This window comes from Flavobacterium sp. HJJ, assembly GCF_015351475.1.
In the GTDB taxonomy this organism is placed as follows: Bacteria; Bacteroidota; Bacteroidia; order Flavobacteriales; family Flavobacteriaceae; genus Flavobacterium; species Flavobacterium marginilacus.
Genome location: NZ_JADKPR010000009.1, coordinates 88,271 through 103,125 on the forward strand (window position 1 = coordinate 88,271; position 14,855 = coordinate 103,125).

Consider the following 14,855-nt stretch of genomic DNA (forward strand, 5'->3'; position numbering starts at 1 on the left):
GAATAAAACTGTTTTTAAACAAATCTTAGCCATTTTTTAACTCTTTAAAATTAGATTCAGACAAAACAGCCGTCATTACATCATTAAACAGGAAAATTTCATAATTCACATCCCGCATTTACTTTTTCCACACCACAAAATACGATTAAGAATAGTGCAAAAAAAATTGCCGTCAAATGACGTCTATGCAATAAAACCAACTTCCCATTTTAAATAAATTATTTCTAAAACGATATCGTTCAAAAAACTGATAAATAACACATTACTGACTTCATATACAGCCTTTAAATCATCAATTTGACAAACAAATTATTTAAATTTGTTTGGTATCAAACTCAAAACTCTTATACTATATGAGCAATAATTTACCTGAAAAATACAGACATCCCTATACATTTGATAAAAAATATAAAAAATCGGCGGTTTATTTCTCTATGGAATTTGCCATCGACCAATCTCTCAAAATCTATTCCGGCGGACTGGGTTTCCTCGCAGGATCGCATATGCGAAGTGCCTATGATTTGAAACAAAATTTAATTGGAATCGGTATTTTATGGAAAAAAGGATATTATGACCAGTATTTGAAAGAAGATCTTTCGATGGGAGTGCTCTTTAGAGAGAAAAATTACAGCTTCCTTGAAGACACCAATATCAAATTTACCATAAAGATAAACAATCACGATGTCTGGATTAAAGCCTATTTCTTAGATCCGGAAACCTTTGGAACTGTACCGATGTTTTTCCTCTCCACAGATGTACCAGAGAACGATTATCTGGCAAAATCAACTACCTTTAGATTATACGATTCAGATCCAAGTGCCAAAGCTGCTCAAACAATGGTTTTAGGATTGGGCGGTGCCAAACTGCTGGACGCCCTGGACTATGAACCGGACATTTATCATTTAAACGAAGCTCACGCCGTTTCTTCGGTTTTTCATTTGTACAACAAATACAAAAGCGTTGAAAAAATCAGAGAAAAAATGGTTTTTACAACACATACTCCCGAAGAAGCCGGAAATGAAAAACACGATATTCACTTTTTGGAAAACCTTAGTTTTTTTGCCGGGATTCCACTGGAAACCGTTCGGGAAATTACCGGGATCCAAGACAATACTTTCAATCATTCGCTGGTGGCACTTCGTTTAAGCCACAAAGCCAATGGCGTTTCCAAACTGCACGGAGAAGTATCCAGAGATATGTGGAAAGATTTCAGCGGTATTTGCCCCATAACGCATATTACCAATGCTCAAAACAAAAAATACTGGGTAGATCCATGGCTTGATGATGCGCACGCAACTAAAGACAGAGAGGAATTAATCAGCCGAAAAAAGAGACTGAAAACCAAGCTTTTTGAAGTTGTAGCCGATCAAACGGGAAAAATATTTGACCCGGACATTTTAACAATTGTATGGGCTCGGCGTTTTGCAGAATACAAAAGACCCGATCTAATCACCAGAGATTTTGAAAAATTCAGAAGCTTAATGAACGATCCTAAAAAACCAATTCAAATCATTTTTGCAGGAAAACCGTATCCAACTGACTATGGTGCGATTCACAATTTTGACAATCTTACTCATATCAGCAAGGATTTCAAGAATATGGCTGTACTTATCGGACACGAATTAAAATTATCACGCCAGTTAAAAAAAGGAGCCGATGTCTGGCTCAACAATCCGAGGGTAACAAGGGAAGCTTCCGGAACATCGGGAGTAACTGCTGCTATGAACGGTGCGATTAATTTTTCAACCAATGATGGATGGGTTCGTGAATTCAAAGATTTGAATGAAACCAAAAATTCTTTTGTACTGCCGATTGTTGACCATAATTTACCTGTTTACCAGCAGGACCAAATGGATTTGTATAATTTATACCAAATGCTGGAGGAAGAAATACTGCCTTTGTATTATGACAATCCCGATGACTGGTGGGATTTGGTAGAAACCAGTATGAAACAAATTGTACCGTTTTTTGATTCGGCACGAATGGTTGATGAATATTACAACAAAGTTTACAATTAAGAATTTCAATGGTAAAATTCAATTTCAATGGCGATGTAAGTTTTGAAATAAGGCAAAAAATTAGATTACAGATACTGAACCTCGTTATTTTCAAAAAATGGCGGGGTTTTATTTTTATATGATTTTAAAGAAGATTAAATTGCTTGGGATTTTAAATAAAAGATACTAACTACTAATTATGTCTATTTTTTAATGAAGCATTTATTAATATCCATATTATTCTTTTCAGGGACATTACTTGCTCAAAATACAAAATATACTATTGAAATTAACCGCAATCTGTACGCAACAGACTTTGATAACAATGAATATTTATATAGAACAAGCAAAATCGATATTAAGAATTCAAAAAAAATAAATCAGCTTATAAGCGAACTCAAAAATATTAAGTCTATTAACCAACTTTTTACAGAAACAAAGATTGATACTATCACCATACTTCAAAATCCAAAACATCTCTTAAAGTATTATGACAATAAATATATCGGATGGAATAGTCAACAAGTGGATTATATTTCAGATAAATTGACTCAACTCCAAACCTACAAGAAGCTCTTTACTGATTACCTTGGATTAGGCTGCTGTGTCAATATGCATCAGAGATATAGAGATGAATATATTATCAGATTATTTGAAAACAATATTCTAATTAACACATATTCTTCTAGAAAATCATTACCAAATACAAAAAAAATCCCCTGGGTAAACACAAATAATACACTGAATTACAACCCTTCAATTGATAAATTATTTTTTAATTTATTTGAAAACAAAAAGCAATATGAAAAAATTATTGAAACCGAAGAATTAACAAAATATTTAATTAAAAGAATCATAGACTATAACACTCCAACTTTATATGAACTTTCAGCTTATGATTACATTAATGAATTAAATGAACTAAAATCAGATTTTGAAATTTTAAAAATCGGAGAAATTTACGGCCGTGGAAGATATATCTGGAACGAACCAAAGACATACTATTCAAGATTAAAAAACGCATCAATGCTGTCTCAAATAAATATTATGTTTTTAGCAACAAAAGAAAGAGAATCCATCTACTCAAGAGACAGTATTAAATCTAATTATAAAGATATCATCAAACGAGTCCAAAGCATTGATTTTATAATTAACTATATCAATAAAAATCCATCGGTTAAACTTGATATTTATTATTTTAACAATAAACCAATAAATGACTATAATATTGACAACTTTAATAAAAATCCAATTGAGTGGAAAAAACAAGATGATTATATTGAAAGCTTAAACTGGTATAAAAAAAATAACATCAAACCATCTTTCGATATAAATGAAGCAATAAAAACATCTGAAAGAAATCACTGCGGCTGTAATTATAGGTTTAAAAAAGATTTTGTAGAAAAAGCAATATTTATAGAGTTAACAAATAAAGAAATAGAAGAAAACTCTATTTGGTTTTTATTACCTGACAATACTTTATTACTTTATGTAATGCAAGGGAAGAAAGTTTTAAATTACAACTATTCAAAATTTGGAGAAAATATAGGAATTCAATATCCTTGTGTCTTATTTGACTTAAATGGAAATATAATTGACAAAAAATAATTATCTTTTACACAAAGAAAAAATTTAATATAACTTTTTTTTGCATCACAAATTCCTATAATTAGAAATAATTTAGCAAAATCGAATAATTTCAAACGTTTCCTTAAATTAGCCTGCGTCACAAAAAATACTATTTACACTTATGGATTTAAACTTCAATACAAACGAAGATCACAATAAACTTTTACTGTCTGAACTCAGACAAAAATTTGCCAAAGTAAAACTTGGCGGCGGTGAAAAAAGAATCGAAAAACTGCATACTGAAGGCAAAATGACCGCTCGGGAACGAATTGATTATTTATTGGACGAAAATGCAAAATCCATTGAAATCGGTGCTTTTGCAGGCAAAGATATGTACAAGGAACACGGAGGATGTCCATCGGGAGGTGTTGTTGTAAAAATTGGATACATCAAAGGAAAACAATGTATTGTTGTCGCCAATGATGCAACTGTAAAAGCCGGAGCCTGGTTTCCGATTACTGCCAAGAAAAACCTGAGAGCTCAGGAAATAGCAATGGAAAACCGTATACCCATTATCTATTTAGTTGATAGCGCAGGCGTTTACCTGCCTTTGCAGGATGAAATTTTTCCGGATAAAGAACATTTTGGGCGCATTTTCAGGAACAATGCCATAATGAGCAGTATGGGAATTACCCAGATTGCAGCAGTTATGGGAAGCTGTGTTGCTGGCGGTGCATACCTCCCGATTATGAGTGACGAAGCTTTAATCGTAGACAAAACGGGAAGTATCTTCTTGGCTGGAAGTTATTTGGTCAAAGCGGCCATTGGCGAAAGCATCGATAATGAAACCCTGGGCGGAGCGACAACGCACTGCGAAATTTCGGGAGTGACAGATTATAAAGCAAAGGACGACAAAGATGCTTTGGACAAAATAAAAAACATAGTCGATAAAATTGGTGATTTCGATAAAGCTGGCTTCAGCCGTATCAAAACAGAAAAACCTGCATTGGACGAAAAAGAAATCTACGGCATTCTGCCAAAAGCCAGAAACGAGCAATACGATATGATGGAAATCATCAAGCGATTGGTCGATAATTCAGAATTTGAAGCTTATAAAGACGGTTACGGACAATCCTTAATTACCGGCTATGCAAGAATTGACGGCTGGGCTGTAGGAATTGTAGCCAATCAAAGAAAAGTAGTTAAGACTACAAAAGGCGAAATGCAGTTTGGCGGTGTTATTTACTCCGATTCGGCAGATAAAGCGACCCGTTTTATTGCCAACTGTAACCAAAAGAAAATCCCATTGGTTTTCGTTCAGGATGTAACCGGTTTTATGGTCGGCTCAAAATCGGAACACGGCGGCATCATAAAAGACGGTGCCAAAATGGTCAATGCCGTTTCCAATTCGGTTGTACCAAAATTCACAGTCGTTGTTGGAAATTCATACGGAGCTGGTAACTATGCCATGTGCGGAAAAGCATTCGACCCACGGCTAATATTTGCCTGGCCAAGTGCTGAACTTGCCGTAATGGGCGGCACTCAGGCTGCAAAAGTTCTGGCACAAATTGAAGCTTCTTCGCTAAAAGGAAAAGGGGAAGTTGTGGATGAAGCCAAGGAAGCCGAATTATTTGCAAAAATCAAAGCCCGGTATGACGAACAGGTTTCGCCTTATTATGCGGCCGCTCATTTATGGACAGACGCCATTATTGACCCGCTGGAAACCCGCACCTGGATTTCGATGGGTATTGAAGCCGCCAACCACTCCCCTATTGAAAAGAAATTTAATTTGGGGGTAATTCAGGTTTAGGTTTGTAAACTCATAATTAACCAGTATTTTTAGATTCTTTAACAAAATGTTTTTTTTTAACATAAATTAGCTTTCCAACCATAAGCATAAATTTTATATTTGCAAAAAACAAGCATTTCTATATCGAGTAAGATAAAATTGATTTCACAAAACTCTGTATACGTTTCATTTATGAGGAAAATTCTCTTACTTTCATTTTTCAGTTTACTGCTTATACAATGTACTTCTGTGAAAGAACACAATGAGCATTTAAACGACTTAATACCGGAAAGTGACCTAAAAGAAGACGTCGATTTTACTTATCAAAAACTGCAGCGACTCCAGCCTAAATTGTATTGGTACATTTCAAAAAAAGAACTCGATTTTAAATTCGACAGCTTAAAAAGTACCATTACAAAACCAATGACCAGCTATGAATTTTACAAAAAACTTAGTCCTGTGGTTTCTTCGATCCGTCAAGGTCATTTGATTGTTTCCCCTTCAGTAAAAATATTAAGCAAATCGGAACAAGAAGCGATCAAAGAACTGGGAGCTGGTCCTTTTTCGCAATTTGAATTTGAAATTCTTAATGACAAAATGTATGTCACTAAAAACAGATCAGACGATGAAGCAATACAGACAGGAGCAGAAGTTATATCCATTAATGACCAAAAAACCAGTGAATTAATTCATGAATATTACACGCTTTTTGCCTCAGACGGATATAACAAAACATTTAAAAGAAAAAGAGTTTCCAAAATGTTTTCTACATTTTACACCAATGAAAATGGCCCTCAAAACAGTTTAAAATATGTTTTTAAACAAAGTGATTCTTTATACACAACATCTATTAAACGAAAAGCGGCACCAAAAAAAGAGGGAAACGGAGCTTTAATGAAAGTAGTTGGACATGAAGCGAAAATTAACTTCCTAACAAGTAAGGATAAAAAAACGTACGGCTATAATGAAAACACGAAAATGAATAATCGTGATTTAAAGTTCATCGAAAAAGACAACAGTATTGCTTTACTTAAAATCAGCCATTTTGCATTGGGAAAACCTTCTCGTTTCTATGAAGAAAGCTTTATGAAAATGCAGCAGTATAAAACAAAAACATTAATAATTGATTTAAGAAATAACCCTGGCGGTTCCTTAAAAGAAATTGAGATTCTATACAGTTATTTATCGGATGCATCTTATGCTTTTACAGATCCTTTTCAAGTGGTTTCAAAAACGGCTCTAATCGAAAAAACACCTTTTAGCAAAGCTCCATTATTTGCAAAATTTTTCATAACTCCTTTTTATGCGCCTTATATGTATCTTAATGTTCATAAAAATGAAGACGGCGATTACTACATTCCTAATTCTGCATCAAAGAGAAAACCAATAAATAAAAATGCATTCAGAGGAAAGATATACGTAATGATAAACGGAGGCACATTTTCAGCGTCCAGTATTATTTCTTCTAATTTAAAAGGATCAAAGAGAGCCACTTTTGTAGGTGAAGAAACAGGCGGTGCATACAACGGAACTGTTGCAGGTATCATGCCGACTGTTAAACTGCCAAATTCTGATATAAAAATAACAATAGGATTAATGGTTGTTGCTCCATCTTATAAAACAGCACTCGAAGGACGCGGTATTTTTCCAGATAAAGAAATTATCCCAACTCCAGCTGATTTTAAAAGCAGTAAAGATTTAGAACTGAGCTGGATCTTGGAAGACATTAAAAAGAACCCCATAATTTTCAGCGAAAATCAAAATAGCGAAGATATTACTCTAAAATAACGGCATCCATAATTAAAAGCACAAAAAAAATACACATACATCATTAATTATTAGTATCTTAGTAGTAACAATTTAAAACTCTTGATATTATGAACAATGTAAAAAGCTTGAATAAGTGGGCCAATGCGCATACTTATTTACCTGTAGATATCCTTAGAATGGCTCTTGGTGTTTTTTTATTTATGAAAGGAGTTTATTTTTTTTCAAACACCCAATATTTAGTTGATTTATTATCACCTATAGACAAGTTTGACAAATTTGGCGGAGGCATGTTCTTGATTCATTATATAGCTCCTGCTCATTTGATCGGCGGTATTTTAATATTCTTCGGGTTATTGACACGCTGGGCCATAGCAGGACAGCTGCCTATTTTAATTAGTGCCATTATTATCAACTTTATGGGACAAATGCACCATCAAAATTTACTTTTAGCAATACTAACTCTAACAGTGTGTGTGGGTTTTCTAATTTATGGAAGCGGAAAAAATTCGGCAGATTACTATTTTAAAATGCAGCAATAATAGCAATCCGGAATCAGCAGAAAATATCAAAAACGAAAAGAGAGGAACATTGTCCTCTCTTTTTTATTTCCCGAAACTTTACTTAAAGTTTAATTAGCTAATACTAATTTTTTACTTTCTTCTCTCATTATTTTGCCAGTAGCAGTTTCTTTAAATTTAGGTATAAAAATAATGTCTTTTGGTTTCTCATATTTATCCAAAACATCAAATACTGAATTATCAATCTTAATAGTTTCTCCTTCTACATATAAAACCACTTTTTCACCCAAACTATCATCTTGCTCACCATTTACAAAATAACGTCTAGGTATCAATGTCGATAGTTTACCCTCGACCTGCTCCGGCATAATTTTAATACCGCCGCTATTAATTACATTATCAAAACGTCCTAACCAGATAAACTGCGTATCTGAAATTAACTTCACGATATCGTTTGTAACAATTTTTTCGCTTCTGATATTTTTAGCAACAATCTCCAAGCATTGATTTTCATTTATAGAAACTGTAACGTTTGGCAATGTTGTAAATGCTTCTGTACCAATTTTTTTAGCAGCTATATGAGTAATAGTTTCCGTCATTCCATAAGTCTCATAAATCTGGACTGGTAATTTAACCAATTCCTGTTCCAATGATTTATGAACTTTAACTCCCCCAATAATTATCTTTTTGATATTAGTCAGCTTATTGATTGAGTTTTTGGCCTGAAGCGGCACCATAGCTGCAAAATCATATTTTTGATCATTATATTCCAAAGGATGTGAACTAGGCTCTACAAAATCCATATCCAGACCTAGAATAAATGAACGTACAAACATCATTTTTCCTGCAACATAATTTACCGGCAGACAATGCAGCACTTTATTTCCAGGCTCTAGTCCAAAAAAATCTCCTGTTGAAATCGCTGATTGAACCATGGCCTCTTTTTCAACTCTTATTGTTTTTGGTTCACCTGTAGTTCCCGAAGTATACATATCAATATAAGATTTATCATCGAACCAATCCAGTAAAAAATCTCCGACTGCCTGCTCGAAATCTGCTCCTTCTTTTATAAAACTATAAGCAATTCTGCATAAATCCTCTTTTGTTAAATGATGTCCATTTATTTTAAAATGATTGTGTACGTTTTTGTATGTTATTGCACTCATAATAATATTGATAATTTTATGTTACTTATTTAAAAATCAAATACTTTCTGTCAGTTTTTTTACCCACTCCGTCCATTTGTATTTATACCCAAATATAATCAAAAGCAAAGGATAAATCACTATTACAGGGAAGATAATATCAAATCCGGCTTCAGGTTCTGACACATCTTTAAAAATAGAATACGTCTGAAAAGCAGTCCAATCTGATGTCACTAATAAAGCTCCTATCAAGTTGTTTGCAGCATGAAATCCTAATGCCAATTCCATTCCGTCATCCATTAAAGTCATTATCCCTAACAACAGTCCGGTTCCAATATAATACACCATAATTATATTGCCAATCTTCGAAACTTCGGGATTAGACAAATGCAGTAATCCAAAAATAGCTGAAGTAGCTAACAATGGCAGCCATTTGTTCCGAGACAAATTAGCAAAGCCCTGCATTAAATAACCTCTGAAAATTAATTCTTCAACTGTTGTCTGTATTGGAATCAATAAAGATGCTATAATGAATAAAATTAAAAAGGGAACGGGCTGAAAATTGATTTCAAAATCAGATGGATTTAAATAATACGAAACCAAGGTTGTAACAATGGTAAATACAGACCAAATTGAGAATGAAAACAATACTCTTTTCCAGTCGATTTCCTTTCGGCCGGTAACAATTGAAATAAAAGTCTGCCGATGTAAAAATCGAACTGCAAAAAACACACCGCCCAAAGCAACTACATAGGAAAACAATAAAAGAAACAAATTCAAATTAGGCTCTAAAAAATGAAATACTTCCTCATCTGTCACTGGATATGACTTCCCTTTAAAAGAAGTCTGATATAAAATTACTGCCAGCATAGGCATCTGTCCTAAAAAAGAAGCTCCGACAATAATTAATAACCCTAAAAGGTACTTCCAAAATTTATTTTCTTTATCAATTCCCTGCTTTATAAACATTGGTTATTTTTTTCTAAATTATAATTCAAATGGCTTTTCAAATCTTATTTTTGCCGAAACTAAAGTAGCCATTTTTATTTTAGAACAACCCAAAAATGATACAAAAATGATACAAATTTACCATAACCAGCGCTGTGGAAAATCAAGAAGCTGCCTGCTTTTTTTAGAAGAATCAAATAAAGATTTTGAGATTATCAATTACCTTAGCACACCTCCGACAGCTGCCGAATTAACTGTGTTATTAAAACAGCTGAATTTCAGTCCAATTGAACTAGTGCGCCAAAAAGAAAAAATATGGATAGAAAATTTCAAAGGAAAAACACTAACTGACGATCAGATTATTCAGGCAATGGCCGAAAATCCAATTCTTATCGAAAGACCTATCATTGTTAAAGATGGCCAGGCCATTATTGGCAGAGATTTAGACAAGGTTTCTCCTTTTATTTAAACATTAACATAAGTTTAAGAAGCCTAACTTAAACTATTTTCAAATTTCTGCGTCTTACCCAGAAATCTTATTTATTACAAATGAAAAATTTCAAATTTAATGTAGTCCTATTATTTTTACTTTTAGGATTAACCAATTTTGCCCAGCAAAGACCTCCTTCTTTTAACAAAGTTAAGGTTACTGGAAAAATTGTAGACAAAAAAAGTAACCAGCCTTTAGAATTTGCTACTATCACCTTAAAGAATCAAAAAAATCCAAAAGCCATTTCCGGCGGAATTACTAATAACAAAGGAGAATACGAAGCTGATGTTATTCCTGGCGTTTATGACATTACTATCGAATTTATTTCCTTTAAATCAGTCGACATAAAAGGAAAAAGCATAACCGAAAAAACTTCATTAGGCACAATTGCACTTGAAGATGATGCTTCACAGCTGAATGAAGTTGTTGTCCGTTCCGAAAAGTCATCAGTTGAAATAAAACTGGACAAAAAAGTCTATAACGTTGGTCAGGATATGATGGTAAAAGGCGGTACTGTAAGTGATGTTTTGGATAATGTCCCTTCTGTTTCTGTTGATACCGAAGGAAATGTAAGTTTAAGAGGAAGTGATAACGTCCGAATTTTAATTGACGGAAGACCATCTTATGCCGTAAATATCGCAGAAGCATTACGACAGCTCCCTGCTGATGCTATTGATAAAGTGGAAGTAATTACCAATCCATCTGCTCGATATGATGCCGAAGGCGGTTCGGGTATAATCAATATTTTACTTAAAAAAGGTAAAAACCAGGGTTTTAACGGAACTCTTATCGCTTCAACAGGTATTCCTGAAACATATGGTTTAACTGCTAATGTGAATTATAAAACCGAAAAATTAAACTACTTCACTACTGCTGGTTACAACCACAGAACGAACGAAGGCGGCGGTAAAACGAATTCTCAGTATTTTAATAACGACGGTTCTATTAAAAATTATTTAAATGAAGACCGTGATACAGAAAGAACCAATGATGGTTTTAATGGAAGAGCTGGACTTGAATGGACAGTTGCTCCAAATACTTATTGGACAAATGCCATTAATTATGAAAAATATACAGGCGATTCTAATGATTTGATCAACTACAATAACTATGACGCTTCCCGCATTTACACAGGTTCAACGTATCGTTTGAATACTGGAGATACAGGCAGTGAAAATATCTCCTATACTTCAAACTTAATTAAAAACTTCAACGATAAAGGACACAAACTTACGGTTGATGCTTCTATCTCAAGAAATACTGATGACAGCCAAAGTATAATTACAGGTTCTAATAACTACAATAACACCTTAAACAACCAAATTCAAAAGCAAGCACAAATTCAGGCTGATTATGTTCTTCCATTGGGAAAAGGCAGTCAGTTTGAAGCTGGATATAAAGGAAGTTTCGGTGACTTAAACAACGAATATTACGTTCTTGATGAAAATGGAGCAAGAATCGATAATTTATCAAATACTTTAGAGTACAAAGAAAATATCAATGCCCTTTATACTCAATATGGTTTCAAAGCAAATAAGTTCTCTTATTTATTTGGACTGCGCTGGGAAGACACTAATATCGAAGTTAACTTATTAGAAGACCCTAAAGATTTCAATACTAAAAAATACAGCAATTTGTTTCCAAGTGCTTTCATCAGTTATGAAATTTCAGATCAAAGTAACTTAACAACAAGTTACAGCAAACGTTTAACTAGACCAAGAGGGCGATTCATGAACCCTGCTGTAAATTATTCTAGCAATGTCAATATTTTTCAAGGAAATCCAGATTTAGATCCTTCTCTAACAGATAAATTTGATTTTGGATACATCAAACGCTGGGAAAAAGTAACTTTTAATACTTCTGCTTATTTTGAAGACACCAAAGATGTTTTCAGCTTTGTACGGTCACCTACAGGTGATGAAGTGAATGGAGTTCCAGTAATCAAAAGCCAGCCTATAAACTTAGGAAAAGAACAAAAATTTGGTTTTGAATTTACCTTAAATTATAATCCGTTCAAAATATGGAGAATAAACAGTAATTTCAATTTATACAATGTAAAAACAACCGGAGAACACAGCTACACGGATACGACAGGAAAACTTGTAGTACAAAATCTTGACAATCAAGCTACCTCTTGGTTTGCAAGAGTAAGTTCAAAATTAACTTTGCCATACAAAATTGACTGGCAGCTGAACGGCACATATAATGGGGAACAAAAAACTGCACAAGGAAAAAACTTAGATCAGTTTTCTATGAATACCGCTTTCAGTAAAGATCTAATGAAAGATAAAGCGACAATTGCATTCAATATCAGTGATATTTTCAACACCAGAAAAATGAGATCATACACCTATCTTGATAATCAAATCTCATATGGCGAAATGCAGTTCCGTAAACGTCAGTTCAATTTATCGTTTACTTACCGTTTCAACAAAGCGAAAAATGAAAGAGAAAAGAATGCTCAGCCTAGAAATGATGGCGGAGGAGATGGCGGAGGCGGCGATTTCCCTGGATAATCTTCTCAGTAGACACAATAAAAAAAGGATTCGTAATACGAATCCTTTTTTATTTTAAAGCAAAAAAAAGACTAAGCTTCTTCTTCTTTTTGTTTTGCTCTCTTTTCTTTATATGCTTCCCAAGTTGCTCCACCTACCCAGTAAGATACGAAACCAACTAAGAAAAACATTAACCAGAATCCCATTGTAAGGATGGTTAAGAAAAGTAAAAAGCCTAAATACTGTTGAAATTCAAACATGTTTTCCGGAATTTTTGAATGTAGCGACAAATATAGGTTTTAAATCTTTTCAGACCAATAAAATCAATAAAAACTACAGCATTTTATCAAAATATTTTTTGTTCCTAAAACTAAGGAATGACTGGCAGGCTTTTAACTAAAGAACAATTAATATTTTATTGGAGCAGAAACATTATAAATTCTAGGAAACACCCGTCCTGCTCTCCACTATATCTTTATTTTTTTTCTTTAAAAAAACAAAACAGCTCTTTCCCTATCTTTCATTTTTAACAATCCAATAAAGCATCAACAAAAACCCATGCTAATATTATCAAATTCACACTTATTAAAACAAAATAGTCAATATTACATAAATTAATAATTATATTTGTTCATCAATAAAATAAAAATTTATGGAAGAATGTATCTCTGTTTTTGATATGTTAAAAATTGGTGTTGGTCCATCCAGTTCGCATACCCTTGGACCTTGGCGTGCAGCAGAACGTTTTTTAAATGAACTCAGAAGCGATTACGACATCAATACTGTCATCAGGGTAAAAGTAGATCTGTACGGTTCTCTTTCATTAACCGGAAAGGGACATGCCACCGATTTGGCAATTATGCTTGGACTTAGCGGCCAAGACCCAGAATACATTCCTATCCAAAATATTAACAAAATCATCAAATCGATTGAAGCCAAAAACGAAATCCATTTGGGAAACCAAATCAATATTCCCTTTTATATTCTTCAGGACATTGTTTTCAATAAAAACTTTCTTCCTTTTCATGCTAATGGATTAACATTTACTGTATATTTTAATAACGAAGCAGAATACAGTTCTACTTTTTATTCCATAGGAGGCGGATTTGTTGTCAAAGAAGAACGGGAAAATGCCCAAAATAAAGTTGCAATAAAATGCGCCTTCCCCTTCCCTATTAACAAAGCAAGCGAACTTTTGGCCTATTGTGCCAAAGAAAATAAATCCATTTCTGAAATCGTTTATGATAACGAAAAATCCATGCGCCCCGAAACAGAAATTCATCACGAATTACTGCGTATTTGGAACACTATGCTGGAATGCATGTATATTGGCTGCCATTCCGAAGGAATACTTCCCGGAGGTTTACATGTACGAAGACGCGCTTTTGACATGCATCAAAATCTGATTGGTCTATGTAATTATTCTACACCGCAGGAATGGCTGGAAGAAATCAGAAAAACCGAAGTAAAGTTCCGCCAGATTCTAAAATGGGTAAGCTGTTTTGCATTAGCGGTAAATGAAGTTAATGCTGCATTAGGCCGGGTTGTAACTGCTCCAACAAACGGAAGTTCAGGTGTAATTCCTGCCGTTTTGATGTATTATTTAGTTATCGAAAACCATCAGGCAGGCGAAAACGAAATCAAAAAATTCCTGATGGTTGCGGGCGAGATAGGCAGTATTTTCAAAAAAGGATCTACTATTTCGGCAGCAATGGGCGGGTGCCAGGCCGAAATTGGTGTTTCGAGTGCTATGGCTGCCGCCGCTTTATGCGAATTAATAGGCGGAACTCCAGAGCAGGTCTTAATGGCTGCAGAAATTGCCATGGAGCATCACTTAGGACTAACTTGTGATCCAATTGGAGGTTTGGTACAGATTCCGTGTATTGAAAGAAATACAATGGGTGCCATAAAAGCGATAAATGCAGCAGAACTTGCTTTGGCAACTGATGCAAAAAATGCTAAAGTATCTCTTGACAAAGTCATTGATACTATGTGGCAAACGGCCAAAGACATGAATTCCAAATACAAAGAAACCTCCGAAGGCGGACTCGCAGTTGCCGTAAATATGGCGGATTGTTAGGTTTAAGAAAGCAGACAAAAGAATTAAGATAGCAGAAGGCAGATTTTAGAAATA

Annotated in this window: 11 protein-coding genes; 8 read left to right on the forward strand and 3 right to left on the reverse strand. The window is 34.1% G+C overall.

What is annotated here, in order from left to right:
- Window positions 1–353: 353 nt before the first annotated feature.
- The 5 genes from glgP (at window position 354) to IRZ80_RS09280 (ending at window position 7,664) form a co-directional block, all read left to right on the forward strand.
- Window positions 354–2,018: an alpha-glucan family phosphorylase gene (glgP, locus tag IRZ80_RS09260; protein ID WP_194641279.1), complete on the forward strand. Its 1,665-nt coding sequence runs from the start codon at window positions 354–356 to the stop codon at window positions 2,016–2,018.
- Between the two features lie 192 nt (window positions 2,019–2,210).
- Entirely contained in the window at window positions 2,211–3,605 is a 1,395-nt protein-coding gene (locus IRZ80_RS09265; RefSeq protein ID WP_194641280.1) for a hypothetical protein, read from the forward strand.
- A gap of 142 nt (window positions 3,606–3,747) precedes the next feature.
- A complete protein-coding gene (locus IRZ80_RS09270; RefSeq protein WP_194641281.1) occupies window positions 3,748–5,376 on the forward strand; it encodes an acyl-CoA carboxylase subunit beta in 1,629 nt (542 codons plus the stop codon).
- A 171-nt stretch (window positions 5,377–5,547) separates the two neighbouring features.
- Window positions 5,548–7,143, forward strand: a complete 1,596-nt coding sequence (locus IRZ80_RS09275) for a S41 family peptidase (protein ID WP_194641282.1) — start codon at window positions 5,548–5,550, stop codon at window positions 7,141–7,143.
- Between the two features lie 89 nt (window positions 7,144–7,232).
- Window positions 7,233–7,664: a DoxX family protein gene (locus IRZ80_RS09280; RefSeq protein ID WP_194641283.1), complete on the forward strand. Its 432-nt coding sequence runs from the start codon at window positions 7,233–7,235 to the stop codon at window positions 7,662–7,664.
- A gap of 89 nt (window positions 7,665–7,753) precedes the next feature.
- Here the strand turns inward: IRZ80_RS09280 and IRZ80_RS09285 are convergent, their stop codons facing one another.
- Entirely contained in the window at window positions 7,754–8,809 is a 1,056-nt protein-coding gene (locus IRZ80_RS09285) for an AMP-binding protein (RefSeq protein ID WP_194641284.1), read from the reverse strand.
- Window positions 8,810–8,845: 36 nt separating this feature from the next.
- The gene (locus IRZ80_RS09290) at window positions 8,846–9,757 is read right to left on the reverse strand and encodes a CPBP family intramembrane glutamic endopeptidase (RefSeq protein ID WP_194641285.1); all 912 of its coding nucleotides are present in this window, start codon (window positions 9,755–9,757) and stop codon (window positions 8,846–8,848) included.
- A gap of 106 nt (window positions 9,758–9,863) precedes the next feature.
- Between IRZ80_RS09290 and IRZ80_RS09295 the strand changes: the two genes are divergently transcribed.
- Both IRZ80_RS09295 and IRZ80_RS09300 read left to right on the forward strand, forming a co-directional pair.
- A complete protein-coding gene (locus tag IRZ80_RS09295; RefSeq protein WP_194641286.1) occupies window positions 9,864–10,205 on the forward strand; it encodes an arsenate reductase family protein in 342 nt (113 codons plus the stop codon).
- A gap of 80 nt (window positions 10,206–10,285) precedes the next feature.
- Window positions 10,286–12,742: an outer membrane beta-barrel family protein gene (locus IRZ80_RS09300; RefSeq protein WP_194641287.1), complete on the forward strand. Its 2,457-nt coding sequence runs from the start codon at window positions 10,286–10,288 to the stop codon at window positions 12,740–12,742.
- Window positions 12,743–12,813: 71 nt separating this feature from the next.
- Here the strand turns inward: IRZ80_RS09300 and IRZ80_RS09305 are convergent, their stop codons facing one another.
- Window positions 12,814–12,981 carry a hypothetical protein gene (locus tag IRZ80_RS09305; protein ID WP_194641288.1) on the reverse strand — a complete coding sequence of 56 codons (168 nt, stop codon included), beginning with the start codon at window positions 12,979–12,981 and terminating at the stop codon, window positions 12,814–12,816.
- A 392-nt stretch (window positions 12,982–13,373) separates the two neighbouring features.
- Between IRZ80_RS09305 and IRZ80_RS09310 the strand changes: the two genes are divergently transcribed.
- Window positions 13,374–14,801: an L-serine ammonia-lyase gene (locus IRZ80_RS09310; protein WP_194641289.1), complete on the forward strand. Its 1,428-nt coding sequence runs from the start codon at window positions 13,374–13,376 to the stop codon at window positions 14,799–14,801.
- Window positions 14,802–14,855 lie beyond the last annotated feature (54 nt).